The following is a 20175-nucleotide window of genomic DNA, read 5'->3' as shown; positions in this document are numbered from 1 at the left end:
GTTTTACTCCGAGGGAGACGGTGCGCGCCGGCGCTTGCTTCGCTTGCCCCGGCTGGCCGGGTCGCTGCCGATTTTGCTGAGCAGGCGGCGCTGCTCGTGCTCGTCGCCCTGCTGAAAGGCCGTCCACCACTCGCCCAGGCCTGAAGAAATTTCGCCGGCCTGTTCGCGCAGCAGCAGCAGGTCATAGGCGGCGCGAAAGCGCGGGTGTTCTCGGGTTTGAAAGGCGCGCTTGCCCTGGCGCTTGGCCAGGCGCTCCTGCAGATCCCAGATATCGCGTACGGGCATGGCAAAACGCTTGGGAATCGAGACGTGCTGGAGCTGGCGCGAGATGACCTGCTGGGCGGCGGCCTGCATGGCCGGTATTCCGGGCATGCCGTCCTGCTCGAACGCGGCTTTGCGCTGCATAACCGCCGGCCACAGAAAAGCCGCCAGCAGAAAGGCCGGCGTTACCGGGCGGCCCTCGGCGATGCGCCGGTCGGTATTGGCCAGCGCCGCTTCGATCAGCTGTTCAGCCCAGGCGGCATCGGCCATGGTCTCTTCGGCTTCGGGAAACAGCATGCCGAACAGCTCGTAGTGGCTGAGCAGGCGAAACGTCATCAGCCCGTGACCGGCCATGAACAGTTTGAGCACTTCGTCAAACAGCCGCGCCGGCGGAATCTGCAGCAGCAGCGGCGCCAGCTCGTAGATGGGGGCTTCGGTGGCGGCGTCCAGCAAAAAGTCCAGCTTGGCGGCAAAGCGCACCGCGCGCAGCATGCGCACCGGATCTTCGCGGTAGCGGGTTTCCGGATCGCCGATCAGCCGCAGGGTGCGCGTTTCGATATCGCGGGCGCCGTCGGCAAAATCATGCAGGCTGAAATCGGCAATGCTGTAGTACAGCGCGTTGACGGTAAAGTCGCGGCGCAGCGCATCTTCCTCGATGCGGCCCCAGACGTTGTCGCGCAGCAGCAGCCCGGCATCGGACTGCTGGGCAATGTGGTCGGCGTGGCTTTCCTGGGGCTTGCCGCGAAACGTGGTGACTTCAATGATTTCGCGGCCAAAGCGCACATGGACAATGCGAAAGCGCCGGCCGATCAGGCGTGCGTTGCGAAACAGCTCGCGCACCTGCTCCGGGGTGGCGTTGGTGGCCACGTCGAAGTCCTTGGGCATTTTGCCCAGCAGGGCATCGCGAATACAGCCGCCCACGAGATAGGCGTCAAAGCCCGCGCCGTCCAGACGATAGAGGACCTTCAGCGCGGCGTCGCTGATGTGCTGGCGCGAGATGGGGTGTTCAGCGCGCGGAATAATGCGGGGGGCAGGCAGGCCGGGCCGGCCGTCTTCATGGTGGGGGGATTTCAAATGCTCTCCGGAAATTAACAAGCAGGACAGGTTCTGCGAACACGGCAGTGGGGCAACGGGCCCCTTTGAACATGCGACGATTTTAACTTGCGTACCACAAGACACGACATGACAAATGCCCGAGTGTAGCCGACGCCCCGAGCCTTGCAAAGCGCCACCGCCAAGACAAAAAAGGGGAGCCCGGCGGGCTCCCCTTGAAAATAGGCGGTTTGCAATGGGTCATTTGGCGTCTGTGCCGCTCTTTTTTTCGTGTTGGCGCATCGCCCTGAATACGCACCGCAGTCGGCAGGCGTGAGGTGTAAACGTTTCCAACCGCCTCGTATTCAAAACAATCATCCAAGCGCGAACTTCACTCCCGGCGGTTGTTATTGTTGCCGGGGGCACGTCAATGGCCGTAGTTGCTTTTGTTGTTGTGCATGGCCTGCGTGCGTCGCGTTTTCTACCGGGCTCTTGCTTGCCGGCACCCGTTGTTATTGTTGGCGGTGCCGGCGCAAGTCGAGAACGTCTCCGTTGTTGTTGTTATGCGGGGATGTCTCTTGTTTCTCTGGCGATTGTTCTGCCGGGTTGTTGTTGTTCGGGGCAGAAGCGAGGGCGGTGATGGCACGATTGTTGTTGTGGTCTGTGCTGTTCCGCCGGGCCCAGTGTGTCCGTTTGTTTTTCTTGCTTTATGTATTGCATACTGCGTGCCAGTTCTATAAAAAATGATATTTATCAAATAGATATGAAAATATTGGGGCGTCAGAAAAAAGCCGCTACGGGTAAGTGTTACCGCTTTGTGGCCCGGTAGATACGATGACTGTGTGTCTGGGTAACAGTGCGCCACGGCCGCCGCTGCGAGAACGAACAATATGCGAACGGCCAATGCGACGTTGGTCGACGGTGGCGGGCGATAGCGGGATGGCTGACGGGAAAGTGCGTCAGGAAGAAGCGCGCCGGGCGTGTTTTTTGCGCGGAATGCCCAGCCGCTGGCGACGCTCCCAGAGGTTTTTGCGGCTGATGCCGAGCTTTTGCGCCAGCTCGGTTTCGCTCATGTGATCCTGATGTTCCAGCACGAAATGCTGAAAATAGGCTTCCAGCGAGACGCCTTCGGCGGCCTCGTCGGCGGCTGACGTGTCGTCGAAATCGGCCGTTTCCGCGGCTGTGACCGGCGCGGGCGGGGGGCGTGTAGCGACCGGGGCCAGCCCCAGATCGTCAGGATGAATCAGATGGCCTTCGGCAAGGATGACGCCACGCTCCAGCGCGTTTTCCAGCTCGCGGACGTTGCCCGGCCAGGGGTAGTCGCGCAGGTCCTGGCGCGCCGCCCGGGACAGGCGCAGGCCTTCGCGGCCGTGGCGCTTGAGCGCCTTGTCGAGGAGGATGTCGGCGATGGCCAGCACGTCGTCTTCGCGCTCGCGCAGCGGCGGCAGGTCGATCTGCATGACGTTGAGCCGGTAGTAAAGATCCAGACGGAACTCGCCGCTTTTGGACAGCGCGGCCAGATCGCGGTGGGTGGCGGCGATCAGGCGCACGTCCACGTGGCGGGTTTCCACCGAGCCGATCTTGCGGATTTCGCCTTCCTGAAGCACGCGCAGCAGCCGGGCCTGGGCGTCCAGCGGCAGCTCGCCGATTTCATCGAGAAACAGGGTGCCGCCGTCGGCGGCCTCGACCAGCCCGGTACGCGAGGCGCTGGCGCCGGTAAAGGCGCCCTTTTCGTGGCCGAACAGCTCGGATTCGATCAGCGTTTCGGGAATCGCCGCGCAGTTGACCGAGACCAGCGGGGCCGCGGCGCGCTTGCTCTGCTGGTGCAGGGCGCGGGCCACCAGCTCCTTGCCGGTGCCGGACTCGCCCAGAATCAGCACGGTGACGTCGGCCGGGGCGGTCTTGCGGATGCGGGTGTAGACCTGCTGCATGGCGTCGCAGTCGCCGATCATGGGCTGCTGGCTGCCGCCTTCGTCGGTGATGGCCGGCGGCTCGCTCTGGCGCATGGCCTGCTGGTGCAGAACGCGCGAGACGGTTTCCACCAGTTCGGCGTGGTCAAACGGCTTGGCGATGTAGTCCACCGCGCCCTGTTTAAGCGAGTCGATGGCCGAGCGCATGCTGGCGTAGCTGGTCATGATCAGCACCGGCACCGGGGCGGCGCGTTCGATCAGCGAGGTGCCTTCTTTTCCCGGCAGGCGCAAATCGCTGATGACCAGATCAAAGCGCTGCGGGTCCAGCGCCTCGGCTTCTTCGGCGTTTTCCGCTTCGCTGACCGCGTAGTCATGACGCTCCAGCAGGCGCTTGAGCGCGCTGCGGATGATCGCTTCATCTTCAACAATCAGAATCTTGTGCATAAAGCGGCGAGTCGTCCTGTGGGTAAAGCGGTAGCCATAGCGTCATGGCCGTGCCGCGGGAGTGGCCGGGAGGCGGCGAGGCGACGTCGATACTGCCCTGGTGTTCGTTGATGATCTGATAGGCCAGCGATAGCCCAAGCCCGGTGCCCTCGCCGGCGGTTTTGGTGGTGGTAAACGGCTCAAACAGGCGGTCGCGCACGGCGTCGGGAATGCCGTGGCCGGTGTCAGCGATGCGCCACCAAGCGTGGCTGCCCTGACGGCCGGCGCTGAGGGTGACCGTGCCGTCCGGCGCGCAGGCGTCCCGGGCGTTGCCCAGCAGGTTGAGCATCACCTGAATGAGCCGCTGGGCATCGCCGCGCACGACGATGCCGGCCGGGCATTCGTTGTGAAAGCTGACCGCTTCGCCGCTGCGCGCCAAGTGTAACAAATGCAGGGCCTCGTCGCTGATGCGGGCAAGCTCCACCGGCGAGCGCGGCAGGGCCACCGAGCGGCGCCCGCCGTGGGCAAATTCCACCAGCGAGTTGACGATGCGGGTAATGCGCTCGGTCTGGGTCTGAATGTGCTCGGCGGCCTGTAGCACGGCGGGGTCGTCGGTGTCGTAGCGCAGGTTTTGCGAAAGCGATGAGATCGCGGTGACCGGGTTGCCGATCTCGTGGGCGACGCCGGCGGCCAGCTGGCCGATAGAGGCAAGCCTTGCTGCGTGTACCAGCTCGTCTTCCAGCCATTTCATCTCGGTGTGGTCTTCAATGAGTACCACGGTGCCGCCGTGGCTGTCGTCGCCGTCAAGGCGTGCCTTGTGCAGGGTGAGAAAATAGTCGCGCTCATGGAGGCGTGCGGCCTGCTGGTACAGCGTTACGCTTGCGCTTTGCAGGGCGTTTTGCATCAGCGTCGGCCAGGGCTCGGGCAGGCTGTCGCGGTGCGCGCCGATCACGCTTTCCCCGCCGATGCCGGAAAGCCCGGCGAGCGCCCGGTTCCACATGACGATCTCGTCGTCGTGGCCGAAGATGCAAAGCCCCACGGGCAGGTTGGCCAGCGTCTGGCGGTGGTGGCGGCGCAGGCCGTCCAGCTCTCGGGCAAGTCCGGTCAGCCGTGAGCGATAGGCTTCCAGCCGGCTTTCCACAAAATGGATGTCGTCGGTGGCCGGGGCGTCGTCGTGGCGGTAGGGCAGGTAGCGGTCGACGATATCCCGGGCCACCGACGGGCCCATCAGCCCGGACAGGTTGGCCTGGATGCGGTCGCGCAGGCGGCGCAGGGCATAGGGGCGGTCTTCATGGCGGTCAAGGTTCAGCGCGCCAAGCGCCCGCTTGACCTCGCGTTCGGCGGCCTCGTCGCCCAGCGCCTCGGCCAGCTGGGCGCTGAAGTCGGCCACCGTGGCGGCCTGCAGCGGCAGGCGCTTGGAGCGCACAACGGCGTCTACTGAGCAGGCCTCGGCCGCGGAGCGCTCGCCCGGGGAGGTGCGGCTGAACAGCGACACGCCGATCAGGGCGACAATGTTGACGGCAAGGGATAAAAGCGTCACCTGATACCAAAGCGGCTCGCCGGGCAGCGGTGACCATAGCGCCGGCAGCGGGACGAACAGCGGCAGCCAAAGCCCCCACAGCCATATGGCGCTGCCGGCGGCAAGCCCGGTGACTACGCCCTTGCGATTGGCCCCGGGCCAGTACAAAAGCGCCAGCATGCCGGGCAGGCACTGCGCCATGCCGGCAAAGGCGGCAAGCCCCAGCGCCATGAGGTCATGGCGGCCGACGCTTTCGTGAAACAGCCAGCCGCTAAACACCACCGCCACCACCAGCCCCCGGCGCAGCCAGCGCAGCCAGCCGTAGAGATCGGCGCGGGCCTCGGGCGGACGCGCCACCAGTACGACGTGGTTGAGCACCATGCCCGAAAGCGCCAGTGCGATCATGATCATGGTGCCGCTGGCGGCGGCCAGCCCGGCAATGAACGCAAGCGCGCCGACGCCGGCATGCTCGCTCATCAAATAGGCGGCATAGGCGGTAGCGCCGATGGGCGCGTCGGTCGCTTTCTGTGCGGCCCACCAGATCAGCGGCACGGGAAGCGCCATCAGCAGCAGATACAGCGGCAGCGTCCAGCTGGCCTGCAGCAGCGTATGCCGAGACAGGCTTTCGGCAAAGGTGACGTGAAACAGGTGAGGCATCATAAAGGCAGCCGCGAAGAACAGCAGCAGCAGCGTGCGCCAGTGCGCCGGGTCCAGCGACGGGGTTTGTGCCGTCAGCGCCTGCCCCTCGCCGCTGGCCAGCCACTGCTGCAGCGGCTGCGGGCCGTCGAAGACGCCCCACAGGGCGAACGCGCCCAGCGCCAGCATGGCGCCAAGCTTGACCAGCGACTCAAACGCAATAGCCGCCAGCAAGGTGTTGTGGCGTGTGCGCAGATGGCTGGAACGGGCGCCGAAGATCACCGCAAACGCCGCGACCACCAGACAGAACAGCAGTGCCACCGAGCTGCCGGCCCGGGTGTGGGTCATGACGTTGATGGCCTCGCTCAGGGTTTTGACCTGAATGCCCAGCAGCGGCAAAACCGCAAGACTGCTGACCAGCGTGACCAGGGTGCCGGCCCAGCGCGTGCGGTAGCGAAAGGCAAACAGATCGGCCAGCGAGGCCAGCTGATAGGTGCGGCTGATCCGCTGGATGGGCACCAGCAGCACCGGGGCGAGCAAAAAGGCCCCGGCCGCGCCCAGGTAGTACGCCAGATAGCCAAAGCCGGCGTCGGCGGCAAACTCCACGCTGCCGTACACCGCCCAGGCGCTGGCGTAAACGCCGAGCGACAGCGTATAGACCGCTGGATGGCGCGTCACCCGGGTGGAAACCCAGCCGCGCTCCACGGCCAGACCGCAGCCAAACAGCAAGGCAAGATAGCCCAGCCCCAGCAGCACGATGGCCGTCAATTCAGCGTTCATCGAGCTTCCTTTTCTGTTCCAGCCACAGCGTCAGGGCGATAAGGCCGCCCCAGATCAGAAAGGGCCGATACCAGGCAATATCCGGGTCGCCCCAGCCGCTCATCAGCAGCGGCGAGAGCAGGTATCCCCCGAACACGAAAAACAGCATGATGCGATAGACGTACACGGTTAATGCTCCTGCGGCACAGGGCGCGTAGCGGCGCCGGCCAGGCGCGCCGGTGACCAGCGGGCGATACCCCAGGCCAGCTGCTCGGCGACCGGGCACCGGGCCAGCGCGGCCGGCGGCGCTTGGCTGAGTGCTTCAAGGGCGGCAAACAGCTGGCGGCGAATGCCCGCGGGCTCGGTGGCAAGCGCCGGTGCGTGATTTTGCTTGGAGAGCTTTTGGCCGTTGGCGGCAACGACCAGCGGCAAATGCAGATAGCGCGGTGCCGGATAGCCCAGCGCCCGCTGTAGCTGGCGCTGCCAGGGGGTGTTATCGAGCAGGTCCATGCCGCGCACCACGTCGGTGATGCCCTGCTCGGCGTCGTCCACCACCACGGCCAGCTGGTAGGCAAAAAGGGCATCCTTGCGCTTGAGCACCGCATCGCCAAGCGCTGCCGGGTCAAATTCAAGGCGGCCCTGAAGGCGGTCGTCAAAGCGTGCCGGGTGCTCGCCGAGATCGCTTCGCAGCCGCCAGGCCACCGGAGCATTCGGGCGGCACACGCCGCGGCGACACCAGCCGGGGTAGACGGCGTAGCTCTGCCACTGTTTGCGCGAGCAGCTGCACGGGTAGGCCAGCCCCAGCGTTTCCAGCCGCTCCAGGGCTGCCTGATAGGCGGCGTGGCGGCGGTGCTGCCAGCTGACCTCGCCGTCCCATTCCAGGCCGAAGGCCTCAAGCTGGGCCAGGATGGTATCGGCAGCACCCTCGGGGCAGCGCGGCGGGTCGATATCTTCAATGCGCAGCAGCCACTCGCCGCCGGCGGCCCGGGCATCCAGGTAGCTGCCCAAGGCCGCCACCAGCGAGCCGAAGTGCAAAGGGCCTGACGGCGTGGGCGCGAAACGGCCGCGGTAGCGGGGTGTCGCGTGTGTGTTCATGCCGGCCATGATAGCAGCGTCCCCGTGGGGATGAGGGGCAGAAAACGCCAACGGGCACCCGCAGGTGCCCGTGGGTCAAGCTTTGTCGGCGGTTAGCCGCCGAGCTGTTTTTCCTTGAGTTCGTCGAGGGTTTTGCAGTCCACGCACAGCGTGGCGGTAGGGCGGGCTTCCAGGCGACGAATGCCGATTTCAATGCCGCAGGCTTCGCAGAAGCCGTAGTCGTCTTCGTCGATTTTCTCGATGGTTTCATTGATTTTTTTCAGCAGTTTGCGCTCACGGTCCCGCGTGCGCAGCTCCAGGTTGAACCCTTCTTCCTGCGTCGCTCGGTCGGCCGGGTCGGCGTAGTTGTTGGCCTCTTCCTGCAGGTGGCGAACCGTGCGGTCCACCTCCACCATAAGCTCTTGCTTCCAGTCCAGCAGCAGCTGACGAAAATGCGCCAGCTGCTGCTCGTTCATGTATTCTTCCCCCGCCGCCGGCTCATACGGGATGAAAGTCTTGGACGCTTCCGTTTGGTTTTCCGCTACTGGCATGGGAGTGCCCCTTACGTAAATGACTGCTGAATGATCATTAGATGGCCTAATGACGTCGCGCCAAAAGCATGCTTGTTTAGCCCAAAACGTTACAAAATGCAAGTCTTTAGCCTGCTGAGGTAAACGGCGCAGGGCCTCGGACCGGCGCCGATACACCCACCATGAAGGGGAGTTATGGATAGATCGAATACGGATGAGAAGGGCGCGCTGCCTTATCCGCTGCTGACGCGCGGCACGCTGCTGCGCCGCTACAAGCGGTTTCTGGCCGATGTGCGCCTGGATGACGGCCGTGAAGTCGTGGCCCACTGCCCCAATACCGGGGCGATGACGGCGGTCAACCAGCCGGGGTGCCGGGTGTGGGTTGAGCCAAACGACAATCCCAGGCGCAAGCTTGCATGGACCTGGGAGCTGATCGAGCTGCCGCGCGAAGACGGCGGCGTGGACATGGCATCGGTCAATACCGGGCGCGCCAACCGCATCGCCGAGCAGGCGCTCGGTGCCGGGCTGATGGCACCGCTGGCCGGCTATGCCAAACTCAAGCGCGAGGCCCGAGTGGACGGCGCGCGGCTGGACTTTGTGCTTGACGATCCAACGCGAGGCCGGGCCTATGTGGAGGTCAAGCAGGTTACCCTGCGAGAGTCCGACGGTCTGGGGTATTTTCCCGATGCGGTAAGCCAGCGCGGTACTCGGCATCTGCACACCCTGGCTCGGCTGGCCGGACAAGGGCATCGAGCGGTGCTGCTGTTCTGCGTGGCCCACGAAGGGATTGACAGCGTAGGGGCGGCCGCGCATATCGATCCGGCCTACGCCGCGGCGCTGGCGGACGCCGTTGCCTGCGGTGTGGAGGTACTGGCCTACGGCGTGCGTTTTAGCTGGCAGCACGGCGCACCTTTCGCCGTAGCGCTGCGCCGGCAGCTAGGCGTGCGTCTTTAGGCCTGCAGCGCCGGGGCTGCGCGGCGGGGCGAATCTAGCGCTCCAGGTAGAAGCGCTGGACAAAGCGTACGGTTTCAGCGGCGGCGTTACGATCGGCGCGCACCTTGAGGGTAAAATGCATCGGCGCGTCGTGCGTCAGGCGGAAGGTGGCCAGCTGGTAGACCGCGCCGTTATCGCGCACGGTGCGAAAGTCGAGGCTTTTCGGTGTTTCCTTGAGCGGGCCTACGCTGCCCTTGACGCTGGCGCTTGCCGGCCGGGTGGTGCCGTCGTCCCGGTGTTCGCGAACGCTTACGTGAACCAGCCCTAGCCCGGCGCTGCGCTGTATGCCGTATTCCTCGGCGACTTCCGGGGCCAGAAAACGGGTGCCGATTGCGCTGTAGTGGATGACGTAGTCGCCGACGCGCTGCCGGTCGCCGTGCGCGCCGAAGGCGCCAAGGCACAGGGCTAAAAAGACGGTCATGCGAAGCAGCCAGCGGTTTGCCATGAACGTTTCTCCTCAATGATGCGTTCCGGGCCTTGCCCGATTCGGCCGGTAGCGGCGCTAGGACCGCCGCCGGACGCGGAAAATCGCGATTTCGCCGAACAGATTGGGCCAAAGCCGCGATGTCCAATGCCCTCGATGATTGCCCACGCCCACCGCGCGGTCAACGATCACCAGCCCCTGGTCGCGGCACAGGTGTTCAAAATCGTTAAACGTCGACAGGTGGATGTTGGGCGTGTCGTACCAGGCGTGAGGGAGCGACTTGGACACCGGCATATAGCCGCGCAGCCCTAGGTGAACGCGATGGCGCCAGTAGGCGAAGTTGGGGAAGGTGATAATGCCCTCGTCGGCTACGCGCAGCATTTCATGCAGCATCAGGTCCGGCCGGCGCAGCGCCTGCAGGGCCTGGGTCATGATCACCTGATCGTAGCTGTAGTCGTCAAAGCTTGCCAACCCGTCGTCCAGGTTGTGCTCGATGACGCTTACCCCGCGAGCCACGCAGCCGGTAATGCCGTCGGGGTCGATTTCCAGACCGTAGCCGGTCACGCCCTTGTGCCGGGCCAGCGCTTCGAGCAGCACGCCGTCGCCGCAGGCCAGGTCAAGCACGTGGCTGTTGGGGGCTACCCAGTCGTAAATAATGGTGAGGTCGGCGCGCATCACGGCGGTGTCTCCTCTGCGGTGGCCTCAGGGCGGGGCGCGGGAGCGGCGCGCTGCATAAAGGCGCGAAAAATAGCCTGATAGCGCGGCTCGGGCAGCAAAAAGGCGTCATGGCCGTAGGGCGAGACGATATTGGCGTAGCTGACCGGCTTGCCGGCGCGGATCAGCGCATTGACCAGCTCTTTGGAACGTGACGGCGGAAAGCGCCAGTCCGAGGAAAAGCTCAGCACCAGAAACGGGCACTGCGCCGGGGCCAGCGCCCGGGCCAGGTCGCCGTCGTGCTCGGCGGCCGGGTCGAAGTAGTCCAGCGCCTTGGTCATCAACAGGTAGGTGTTGGCGTCAAAGGCGGTGGAAAAAGTGTCTCCCTGGTAGCGCAGGTAGGATTCCACCTGAAACTCCACGCCAAAGCCGAAGTGCAAGTCGTCGCTGCGCAGATCGCGGCCGAACTTGGCGCCCATGGCGTCTTCCGACAGATAAGTGATGTGGCCCACCATGCGTGCAAGCTTCAGCCCGCGCTTGGGCACGGCGTCGTGCTCGGCGTACCGGCCGGCGTGAAAGTCCGGGTCCGAACGGATGGCCTGGCGGGCCACTTCGTTGAAGGCGATGTTTTGCGCCGAGAGCCGGGGCGTGGCGGCAATCACGGCCGCGCTAGCGATGCGCTCGGGGTAGTCGATGCTCCACTGCATGACCTGCATGCCGCCGAGGCTGCCGCCAATGACCGCAGCAAAGCGTGTAATCCCCAGCCGGTCGGCCAGCCGCGCCTGGCTTGTCACCCAGTCGCGCACCGTGACCACGGGAAAATCCGGCCCCCACAGGCGGCCGGTTTCCGGGTTGTGGCTCAGCGGTCCGGTGCTGCCGTGGCAGCCGCCGAGGTTGTTGACCGACACCACAAAAAAGCGCTCGGTATCCACCGGCTTGCCCGGGCCGATGTAGGCGTCCCACCAGCCGGGCTTGCGGTCGTCCGGATGATGGTAGCCGGCGGCGTGGTGGTGGCCGGAAAGCGCATGGCAGACCAGCACGGCATTGCTGCGCTCGGCGTTGAGGGTACCGTAGGTTTCATACACCAGATCGTAGGCGGGCAGCGTCTTGCCGCAGGCAAGCTCAAGCGGCGTGGTAAAGCGGGCGACGTCGGGAATGACCACCCCCACCGAGTCCGGCGGCAGCTGGCGTTCCGGGTCAGCGGAATGTAAGTCAGACATGACAGATCATCGTTTTGGACAAAAAAAGCGTAAATGCAGGCGTTATAGTCCGACCAGCCTACCGGAAATGCCGGCGGCGCGAATCAGCGCGCCGACCACCAGGCCGTCGAGCAGGTTGATGCCGATAAACACCACAATGGGTGAAAGATCGATCATGCCCAGCGGGGGAATGACCCGGCGCACCGGTGCCATGATCGGCTCGACCAGCTGCATCACCAGCAGCGCCCCCGGGTGGCTTGCGTTGGGCGCCACCCAGCTCAGGATGATCATCACGATCAGGGCAAAAAAGTAGATCTTGAGAATGGCCCCGAGCAGGGCGGCTACCCCGGCAATCAGCACGCCGCCCAGCGGCGGTATGCCCACGCCGATGATCATGAAGATGGCGATAATGCTGAGGATTTTGAGTACCGCCCCGGCGGCCAGCGTGGCCAGATCAAAGCGCCCGGCCACCGGGCCGAGAAAGCGCTGAAACGGCTGCACCACCGGCTGGGTAATCTTGACCACCGACTGGCTCATGGGGTTGTAGTAGTCAGCGCCTGAGGCTTGCAGAAGAAAGCGCAGCATGAGAATGAACAGGTAAATGCCGATAAGCGTGTTGATCAGCATCAGCCCGGCGTTGCCGAGTTGGGTGCCCATGGTGAAATCTCCGTCGTCGTGGGTCGTGCAAGGGTGGGCGAGGGGGTTAGCGTTTGTCGCGCAGTTGTTGGGCCATCTGCCCGGCGTGTTCGGCACAGGCCTGCATGGCATCCGCCACGGCCTGCCGCAGCCCGGCATCTTCCAGGGTGGCAATGGCGCGCTCGGTGGTGCCGCCCGGCGACATCACGTTCTGCTTGAGCGTGGCCGGGGCGTGCTCGCTCTGCCCGGCCATGGTGGCCGCGCCCAGCGCGGTTTGCATCGCCAGCCGGCGGGCGGTGTCGGCGGGCAGGCCAAGCTTCACGCCGGCGTCTTCCATGGCCTCAAACATCAAAAAGAAGTAGGCCGGCGCGCTGCCGGACACCGCGGTGACGGCGTCAAGCAGCGACTCGTCGTCGACCCATTCAACCAGGCCCACGGCCTGCATCAGCCGGGTCGCGGTGTCGCGCTGGGTGTCGCTGACGCGGGCGTTGGCGTACAGGCCGCAGGCGCCCTGGCCGACCAGCGACGGGGTGTTGGGCATGCAGCGCACCAGGGCGTTGCCGCCGCCCAGCCAGCCGTCGATGGTCGCGGCATCAAGCCCCGCGGCAATGGAAATGACCAGCGGGCGCGCCTTTTGCACCGCGTCGGCGAGATCATGGCAGACGTCGCGCATGATCTGGGGCTTGACCGCCAGCACCACAACCTCGGCGTCGGCCACGGCCGCGGCGTTGTCTGTGGCGGTATGAATGCCCAGGTGCTGGCTGATGGCGTCCAGCTGGTCGCGGTCGGGTGCAGCGGCGGTGATGTGTTCGGCCGGGGTGCCGCTTTTTACCAGCCCGCCGATGATGGCGCCGGCCATGTTGCCCGCGCCGATAAATGTCATCTTGGTGTCCATAGGTTTATCCTGGCTATAGGTTTATCCTAGCGTCATTGAACAAAGCGTTGGCGGGCGCCAAAGATGGCGGTGCCCAGCCTCACCAGCGTCGCGCCTTCGGCAATGGCGGCTTCAAGATCGCCGCTCATGCCCATGGAAAGCGTGTCCAGCGGGGCGTCGGGTAGCGCCGTTTGCAAATTGTGCAAACACGCGCGCAGCTCGGCCAGCGGCCGGCGCTGGGCATCGAACGTCTCGGCCGGGGCAGGAATGGCCATCAGGCCGCGCAGAGACAGCCCGGGCAGCGCCGCTACCTGGCGGGCCAGCGCGTCAAGCTCAGCGGGCATAACGCCGGACTTGGAGGCCTCGCGGCTGACGTTAACCTGCAAGCAGATATTGAGCGGTGGCATGCCTTCGGGGCGCTGCCGGCTTAGCCGGCGGGCTACCTTGAGGCGATCGACGCTGTGCATCCAGTCAAACCGCTCGGCAACGGTGCGCGTCTTGTTGGACTGCAGCGGGCCGATGAAATGCCAGACAATATCGTCAAGGTCTGCAAGTTCGGCCTGTTTGTCCAGCGCTTCCTGCAGGTAGTTTTCGCCGAAATGGCGCTGTCCGAGGGCGTGGGCACAGCGCACGGCGGTGGCCGGCTGTGTTTTACTGACCGCCAGAAGTCGCGCGTCGTCCGGCGGTCGTCCGGCGTCGCTCAAGGCATCTGCCAGGCGCCGGCGTGCGCCGTCGAGCGCGTCAGAAAGAGCATCGTTTGTCATGCGCAACACATTACCGTAGCTGGGGAAGAATATGGATATTACTGAACTGCTGGCCTTTGCGGCAAAACAGAACGCCTCTGACCTGCACCTGTCGGCGGGCCTGCCGCCCATGATACGCGTTGACGGCGACATACGCAGGCTGGACGTGGCGGAAATGGATAATGCCACCGTGCGCAAGCTGATCTATGAAATCATGAATGATAACCAGCGCCGCGACTACGAGGAGCATCTGGAGACGGATTTCTCCTTCGACTTGCCCGGCGTGGCGCGCTTTCGCGTGAACGCGTTCAATCAGTCGCGCGGCGCGGGTGCTGTGCTGCGTACCATTCCCAACGAAGTGCTGACCCTGGATGATCTGGGCATGGGCACGGTCTTTGAGCAGCTCGCTATGCTGCCGCGCGGGCTGGTACTGGTCACCGGGCCTACCGGGTCAGGCAAGAGCACGACGCTTGCGGCCATGGTGGATCATGTCAACGCTCGACGCCACGAGCATATTCTGACCATTGAAGACCCGGTGGAGTTTGTTCACACCAGCAAGCGCAGCCTGGTCAATCAGCGCGAGGTCCACCGCGATACGCGCAGCTTCGCCAGCGCTCTGCGCAGCGCCCTGCGCGAAGACCCCGACGTTATTCTCGTCGGAGAGCTGCGCGATCTGGAAACCATTCGCCTGGCCCTGACCGCGGCGGAAACCGGGCATTTGGTGCTTGGCACCCTGCACACGACCTCGGCGGCCAAGACCATCGACCGCATTATCGATGTCTTCCCCGCCGCGGAAAAAAGCATGGTGCGTTCCATGCTCTCCGAATCGCTGCAGGCCGTTATTTCCCAGATGCTGCTCAAGCGCCAGCAGGGCGGGCGCGTGGCGGCCCATGAAATCCTGGTGACCACGCCGGCGGTGCGCAATCTGATCCGTGAAGACAAGGTGGCGCAGATTTACTCGGCGCTGCAGACCGGCGCCAGTCTGGGCATGCAAACGCTTGACGCCGCGCTCACCCAGCTGGCCCGAGAAGGCGTGATCAGCCGTGAGCTGGCACAGGCGCAGGCCAAAGGGCAGCTTGCTCTTTAACACCGCAGGCAGCTGTGAAAAGCAACCAAGGTGGCAAGGAGTCATCATGAGCGAGAAGATCAACGCAGCGCCTGAATCGCTGATGCACCGCCTGCTGGAGGCGATGGTGGCGCGGCAGGCGTCGGATCTGCTGATTTCTGTCGGCGTACCGCCGAGTCTGAAAATGCCTTCGGGGCTGGAGCCGGTAACGTCTGCGCCGCTGGATGCCGAGACGGTGTCTGAGCTGGTCATGCATGCGCTGCCGGACGGGCTGCGCGAGACGTTTGAACAGGAGCGCGAAGCCAATTTTGCCCTGAGCCTTGGCGGCACGGGGCGCTTTCGAGTGAGCGCTTTTCAGCAGCGCAACCAGATGGCCATGGTCGTGCGCCGCATCGCGCTGGACATTCCCCAGCTGGCCACGCTGGGCGTGCCGGCATCGCTTGCCGATCTGGCGCAAAAAAAACGCGGTCTGGTGCTGGTTGTCGGCGGCACCGGCACGGGGAAATCAACCACGCTTGCCGCGATGATCCAAAAGCGTAACGAAACCCTCGGCGGCCATATTATCAGTATCGAAGATCCGATCGAGTATATACATCCGCACAAGCGCGGCATCATTAACCAGCGCGAAGTAGGCATCGACACCGAGTCTTTCGAAGTGGCGCTGAAAAACACGCTGCGCCAGGCACCGGATGTGATTTTGATCGGCGAGATTCGCACCCGGGAGGTCATGCAGCACGCGCTGACCTTTGCCGAGACCGGGCATCTGTGCCTGGCCACCCTGCACGCCAACAATGCCAACCAGGCGCTGGACCGTATTCTCCACTTTTTTCCCCATGAGCAGCGTGAGCAGGTGCTCATGGATCTGTCGCTCAACCTGCATGCAATTGTGGCCCAGCAGCTGCTGCCCACCCCTGAAGAGGGGCGCTGCGCGGCCATTGAAATCATGCTGCGTTCGCCGCGCATTGCCGATTTGATCCGAAAAGGACGCATCGACGACATCAAGGAGGCCATGGCCGGCTCGCGGGATAGCGGTATGCAAACCTTCGATCAGGCGCTGTGCGAGCTGGCCCAGGCCGGCCGCATCAGCGAGGAGGTGGCGCTGGCGCACGCCGATTCGGCGAACAATCTTCGCATGATGCTGAAATTCGGCAGCGAACAGCGAGCCGTGGAAGACGGGGCCACGCTGGCAAGCCGAGTGCCCGAAGGGCTGTCGCTGCGCGATGCCGACGACTTCTAGCGGCCGGCGGATCGCGGCTTCTCAGGGCGCGTAAACCCCGCCGAGAACGCGCTCGCCGGCCGCGCCGGTTACGCTGGGAAGATTGCCGGGCAGATGATGCAGGCGGCGGTACGCCAGCCAGGCAAAAGCGCCGGCTTCGATCCAGTCGGCCGGCCAGCCCCAGTCGTTCGCTGAGCGCAGGGTAGCGCGCGGGAGGTGAGCGGCCAGCCGCCGGCACAGCGCAGCGTTATGCGCACCGCCGCCGCCGATGATCAGCGTGAGAGGGCGCTCGCCCAGCAGCTGAGTGATGCCCTGCGCCACGCTGGCGGCGGTCAGCTCGGTGAGCGTGGCCTGCACGTCAGCAGCGGCTTCGCCGCCGTCCAGGTGCTTTTCCAGCCAGGCCCGATCAAACAGCTCGCGCCCGGTGCTGCGCGGCGGCGGCTGATGGAAAAACGGCTCGCGCAGCAGGCGCGTTAGCAGCTGTGGGTCGACCGTCCCCGATGCCGCCCAGGCGCCGTTAGCGTCGAATGCGCCGCGGCCGTGCTCCTGGCACCAGGCGTCCAGCAGCACGTTGGCCGGGCCGGTGTCAAACCCCAGCGGCGCGCTGCCGTCCCGGGGCAGCCAGGTGATGTTGGCAAATCCGCCCAGGTTCAATACCACCCGCTCTTCCGTGCTGTCGTGAAACAGCGCCCGGTGAAACGCCGGGGCCAGCGGGGCGGCCTGGCCTCCGGCGGCAAGGTCTCGGCGGCGAAAGTCCGCCACGACGCAGCAGCCGGTCAGCTCGGCCAGAAGGCTGGGGTTGTCCAGCTGCAGCGTATAGGCCGGCCCGCCCCGGTGGCCGCCCGGCGCGTGCTCAACGGTTTGTCCGTGGCTGCCGATGGCCTTGATCGTGCTGGCCGGCACGCCGTATTGCGCCATGACCGTTGCGACAGCCCGGGCCTGCAGCTTGCAAAAAGCCTGCTCGGCGGCGGCCAGCTCGGCAAAGTTTGCGCTATCGGCGTGGCACAGTGCCAGCAGCCGCTGGCGCAACGCCCGAGGCATGGGCTCGGCGTGTGTGGCCAGAAGGCGAGGGGGGGCATCTTGTGTGACGGCCACCAGCGCCGCATCAATGCCGTCCAGGCTGGTGCCGGACATCAAGCCGGCGTAAATATCCGCGTCGCGTTGCATAAAGCCGTTCAATTCTCCCGGGCAAGGCTCAACCATCAACGGCGAGCATGGTACCATCGTGCGCCGTTTACCAAATAGCGCGTAAAGCATCGCCCCGTGCGGGCGGTGATAAAAGCGCACACCGCAACGCGGTGCCGGGGTTGAAGGTTCCATCACCACCTGATATTTATACAAAATGACGAAACGCGCCTACAAGGAACGGTTTTATCCGACGCCCGAACAAGCCGCCTTGCTGGCGCAATCGTTTGGCTGCGCGCGTTTTGTCTGGAACAACACCCTGGCCTATCGCACCGAAGCGTATCAGCAGCGCGGGGAAACGCTCACCCACTCGGCAGCGGAAAAGCGGCTGGTGGCCCTCAAGGCGGAATATCCGTGGCTGAAGGACGTGTCCAGCGTGATCCTGCAACAAGCCCTGCGCGATCAAAAAGCGGCCTTCGACAACTTCTTCAATCCGACGCTCAAGGCGCGCTATCCGCACTTCAAGGCCAAGGATGGCCGGCAATCCATCCGACTGACCCGAGCCGCCTTCCGCTACCGGGACGGCGAGATCACTATCGCCAAAACAAAGGCGCCATTGCCGATCCGCTGGAGCCGGCCATTGCCTGGCGCTCCCTCCAGCGTCACCCTTTCACGCGACCGTGCAGGCCGCTACTTCATTAGCTGCCTGTGCGAATTCACGCCTGAGCCTCTGCCAGTTTCTCCTAACACCGTAGGTGTTGATCTAGGGCTGACCGACCTGTTCATCACCAGCAACGTGCAGAAGTCGGGCAACCCGCGCTATCTCAAGCGGTATGCCGCCAAACTGGCCTACCTGCAACGCCGACTGAGCAAAAAGCAGCGAGGCTCGAACAACCGCCACAAAATGCGCCGCAAGGTGGCGCGTCTGCACGCCAAAATCGCGGACTGCCGCCGCGACGCCATGCACAAGGCCACTCGAACGCTGGTCAACGAAAACCAAGTGATCTGCGTCGAGACGTTGAACATTGTCGGCATGCTCAAGAACAAGACACTGGCCAAAGCCATCAGCGATGCGGGCTGGGGCGAGTTCCTGCGCCAGCTGGCCTACAAGGCCGACTGGGCGGGCCGCCAGCTCATTCAGGTCAGCCGGTGGCTGCCCAGCAGCAAGACGTGCCACCATTGCGGCCACAAGATCAAAAAGCTACCGCTATCGCAGCGCCACTGGCACTGTGACGGCTGCGGCCAAGCCATTGACCGCGATATCAACGCGGCCAGGAATATCGAAACCGCCGGACGGGCGGGGGTAGCCTGTGGAGCGACTGGATCGGGGGCTGTGGCTTAATCGTCACGGTCTAGTGAAGGCGCGTGGAAGCAGGAAGGTTCTGGGGATGACCCAGCAACCCTCGCCCGAAGCGCAGTGCGCGGCGGGCGGGGAGTGTCAGAATCGTCCGCTAGCCGGCGGCCTGAGCAATCAGTCTTTAACAGTCAGGGGAGAATAATCAATGAGTGAGGTGGATCAGGCTTTAGCGCTGCTGGCGCGTGGTACCAACGAGATACTGCTGGAAGACGAGCTGAAAGAGAAGCTTGCCTCCGGCCGCACGCTGCGTATCAAAGCGGGCTTTGATCCTACCGCGCCGGATTTGCACCTGGGGCACAGCGTGCTTTTGACCAAGATGCGCCAGTTTCAGGATCTGGGCCATACGGTGATCTTTTTGATCGGCGATTTCACCGGCCGAATTGGCGATCCTTCGGGCAAGAACGTAACGCGCAAGCCGCTGAGCGAAGAGGAGGTCAAGCGCAACGCTGAGACCTATAAAGCACAGGTGTTCAAGATTCTTGATCCGGCCAAAACCGAGGTGCGTTTCAACGCCGAGTGGTTCAGCGAGCTCAGCGCCGCCAAGATGATCGAACTTGCCGCCCAGAGCACCGTTGCGCGGATGCTGGAACGTGACGACTTTGAAAAGCGCTATCGGGCCAACCAGGCCATTGCCATCCATGAATTCTTGTACCCGCTGGTGCAGGGGTACGATTCCGTAGCGCTGGAAGCCGACGTTGAGCTTGGCGGCACCGACCAGAAATTCAACCTGCTGATGGGCCGCGAAATCCAGAAGCACTACGGCCAGGCCTCGCAGGTTGTGATGACCATGCCGCTGCTTGAGGGTCTTGACGGCGTGCAAAAGATGTCCAAGTCGCTGGGGAACTACGTCGGTGTCAACGAAGCGCCAGGGACCATGTTCAATAAGCTGGTGTCCATGCCTGACAGCCTGATGTGGCGCTACTACGACCTGCTGTCGCTCAAGTCCAACGAGACCATCGACGCGCTGAAGCAGCAGGTCAACGAAGGCGCCAACCCGCGGGATATCAAAATGGAGCTGGCCCGAGAGCTGATTACGCGCTACCACGGCGAAGAAGCCGCGGCTAACGCGCACCGGTCGTCGGGCAATCAGCTGGCCGACGGCGAGCTGCCCGACGATCTGCCGGACGTGGAGGTAGACTTCGAAGGCGGAGCAAAAGCGCCTATTGCTGCTATCCTCAATCGCGCGGAGCTGACCAAAAACAGCGCCCAGGCTAAAGATATGCTGAAAAACGGCAGCGTTAAGGTCGACGGCAAGGTCGTCGCCAAAGATGCCATGCTGCCCACGGGCAAAGCCTATGTAATCCAGGCCGGGAAGAAGCGCTACGCGAGGGTCACGCTCAAGTAGGTGCGGCGGCTCTATCGCCGTATAAAAGGCTTCGGAAAACTTTTTGCACGGTTCCCTTGCCAAACGCCGCCGCAGCCCGTAGAGTACGCATCCGCTGCAGGCGACGCCAAGCGTTGCCCGCGGTGAAAGGCCCAAAAAGGCCTTGGGTGTCAACGATTTATGCGAGTTTAAAATCGTGGCGGTTTAAAGAATCGCAGTTGACAACCACTTCAAGGCGTGTAGAATACGCCTTCCTCGCAGCAGAGACGGCAAGTCATCGCCGCTTTGCAGGCCGACATAACGGCCTTGCGAGATGCTCTTTAACAAGTTGATCAGGTAATTCATGTGGGCGCTTGCCTGAGTGGGTGACAAATCATCTACTATCAAGGCAAGTGTCTCGTCAAAAACCTTCGGGTTTTG

General features: G+C 63.9%; 19 protein-coding genes. 5 read left to right on the top strand and 14 right to left on the bottom strand.

What is annotated here, in order from left to right; genetic code table 11:
* Window positions 1–3 precede the first annotated feature (3 nt).
* The 6 genes from pcnB to dksA all read right to left on the bottom strand — a co-directional run bounded on the left by pcnB (window position 4) and on the right by dksA (window position 8165).
* The gene (pcnB, locus tag ABD654_RS00350) at window positions 4–1335 is read right to left on the bottom strand and encodes a polynucleotide adenylyltransferase PcnB (RefSeq protein WP_344701144.1); all 1332 of its coding nucleotides are present in this window, start codon (window positions 1333–1335) and stop codon (window positions 4–6) included.
* A 917-nt stretch (window positions 1336–2252) separates the two neighbouring features.
* Window positions 2253–3647: a sigma-54-dependent transcriptional regulator gene (locus tag ABD654_RS00345; RefSeq protein WP_344701142.1), complete on the bottom strand. Its 1395-nt coding sequence runs from the start codon at window positions 3645–3647 to the stop codon at window positions 2253–2255.
* Window positions 3625–6561, bottom strand: coding sequence for an ATP-binding protein (locus tag ABD654_RS00340; protein WP_344701140.1), 2937 nt, complete (start codon window positions 6559–6561; stop codon window positions 3625–3627). Before ABD654_RS00340 ends, ABD654_RS00345 begins: the two co-directional genes overlap by 23 nt.
* Window positions 6551–6727 carry a hypothetical protein gene (locus ABD654_RS00335; RefSeq protein ID WP_344701138.1) on the bottom strand — a complete coding sequence of 59 codons (177 nt, stop codon included), beginning with the start codon at window positions 6725–6727 and terminating at the stop codon, window positions 6551–6553. Before ABD654_RS00335 ends, ABD654_RS00340 begins: the two co-directional genes overlap by 11 nt.
* 2 nt (window positions 6728–6729) lie before the next feature.
* Window positions 6730–7644, bottom strand: coding sequence for a tRNA glutamyl-Q(34) synthetase GluQRS (gene gluQRS / locus ABD654_RS00330; RefSeq protein WP_344701135.1), 915 nt, complete (start codon window positions 7642–7644; stop codon window positions 6730–6732).
* Between the two features lie 83 nt (window positions 7645–7727).
* Window positions 7728–8165 carry an RNA polymerase-binding protein DksA gene (dksA, locus tag ABD654_RS00325; RefSeq protein WP_344701133.1) on the bottom strand — a complete coding sequence of 146 codons (438 nt, stop codon included), beginning with the start codon at window positions 8163–8165 and terminating at the stop codon, window positions 7728–7730.
* Window positions 8166–8339: 174 nt separating this feature from the next.
* Between dksA and sfsA the strand changes: the two genes are divergently transcribed.
* Window positions 8340–9098 (top strand): DNA/RNA nuclease SfsA, encoded by a 759-nt coding sequence (sfsA, locus tag ABD654_RS00320; RefSeq protein ID WP_344701131.1) that lies wholly within the window; start codon window positions 8340–8342, stop codon window positions 9096–9098.
* Window positions 9099–9132: 34 nt separating this feature from the next.
* Here sfsA and ABD654_RS00315 read toward each other — a convergent pair whose 3' ends face one another.
* The 6 genes from ABD654_RS00315 to ABD654_RS00290 are packed head-to-tail and all read right to left on the bottom strand — an operon-like array spanning window position 9133 to window position 13688.
* The gene (locus ABD654_RS00315; RefSeq protein ID WP_344701129.1) at window positions 9133–9582 is read right to left on the bottom strand and encodes a DUF4426 domain-containing protein; all 450 of its coding nucleotides are present in this window, start codon (window positions 9580–9582) and stop codon (window positions 9133–9135) included.
* 57 nt (window positions 9583–9639) lie between these two features.
* Window positions 9640–10236, bottom strand: a complete 597-nt coding sequence (metW, locus tag ABD654_RS00310) for a methionine biosynthesis protein MetW (protein WP_344701219.1) — start codon at window positions 10234–10236, stop codon at window positions 9640–9642.
* The gene (gene metX / locus ABD654_RS00305; protein ID WP_344701127.1) at window positions 10236–11435 is read right to left on the bottom strand and encodes a homoserine O-succinyltransferase MetX; all 1200 of its coding nucleotides are present in this window, start codon (window positions 11433–11435) and stop codon (window positions 10236–10238) included. The genes metW and metX overlap by 1 nt, the downstream gene beginning before the upstream one ends.
* A 42-nt stretch (window positions 11436–11477) precedes the next feature.
* A complete protein-coding gene (locus ABD654_RS00300; protein WP_344701125.1) occupies window positions 11478–12071 on the bottom strand; it encodes a YggT family protein in 594 nt (197 codons plus the stop codon).
* Between the two features lie 46 nt (window positions 12072–12117).
* A complete protein-coding gene (proC, locus tag ABD654_RS00295; RefSeq protein ID WP_344701123.1) occupies window positions 12118–12945 on the bottom strand; it encodes a pyrroline-5-carboxylate reductase in 828 nt (275 codons plus the stop codon).
* Window positions 12946–12977: 32 nt separating this feature from the next.
* A complete protein-coding gene (locus tag ABD654_RS00290) occupies window positions 12978–13688 on the bottom strand; it encodes a YggS family pyridoxal phosphate-dependent enzyme (RefSeq protein ID WP_344701121.1) in 711 nt (236 codons plus the stop codon).
* A gap of 31 nt (window positions 13689–13719) precedes the next feature.
* Here ABD654_RS00290 and ABD654_RS00285 point away from each other — a divergent pair, with 31 nt between their 5' ends.
* Window positions 13720–14754, top strand: coding sequence for a type IV pilus twitching motility protein PilT (locus ABD654_RS00285; protein WP_344701119.1), 1035 nt, complete (start codon window positions 13720–13722; stop codon window positions 14752–14754).
* A 46-nt stretch (window positions 14755–14800) separates the two neighbouring features.
* Window positions 14801–15970 carry a PilT/PilU family type 4a pilus ATPase gene (locus ABD654_RS00280; RefSeq protein ID WP_344701117.1) on the top strand — a complete coding sequence of 390 codons (1170 nt, stop codon included), beginning with the start codon at window positions 14801–14803 and terminating at the stop codon, window positions 15968–15970.
* 21 nt (window positions 15971–15991) lie between these two features.
* On the opposite strand, the gene ABD654_RS00275 is transcribed toward ABD654_RS00280, so the two are convergent.
* Complete coding sequence (locus tag ABD654_RS00275) at window positions 15992–17116, bottom strand: anhydro-N-acetylmuramic acid kinase (RefSeq protein WP_344701115.1); 1125 nt, start codon at window positions 17114–17116, stop codon at window positions 15992–15994.
* Between the two features lie 175 nt (window positions 17117–17291).
* Here ABD654_RS00275 and ABD654_RS00270 point away from each other — a divergent pair, with 175 nt between their 5' ends.
* Both ABD654_RS00270 and tyrS read left to right on the top strand, forming a co-directional pair.
* A complete protein-coding gene (locus ABD654_RS00270) occupies window positions 17292–18416 on the top strand; it encodes an RNA-guided endonuclease InsQ/TnpB family protein (RefSeq protein ID WP_344701113.1) in 1125 nt (374 codons plus the stop codon).
* A 160-nt stretch (window positions 18417–18576) separates the two neighbouring features.
* Window positions 18577–19776 carry a tyrosine--tRNA ligase gene (tyrS, locus tag ABD654_RS00265; protein ID WP_344701111.1) on the top strand — a complete coding sequence of 400 codons (1200 nt, stop codon included), beginning with the start codon at window positions 18577–18579 and terminating at the stop codon, window positions 19774–19776.
* 183 nt (window positions 19777–19959) lie between these two features.
* Here the strand turns inward: tyrS and ABD654_RS00260 are convergent.
* Window positions 19960–20175 (bottom strand): hypothetical protein (locus tag ABD654_RS00260; RefSeq protein ID WP_344701109.1); only part of this gene is annotated, 216 nt, incomplete at its 5' end.

This window comes from Halomonas cibimaris (assembly GCF_039537045.1).
GTDB classification, from domain to species: Bacteria; Pseudomonadota; Gammaproteobacteria; order Pseudomonadales; family Halomonadaceae; genus Vreelandella; species Vreelandella cibimaris.
This window is presented reverse-complemented; position numbering and strand designations above follow the sequence as displayed.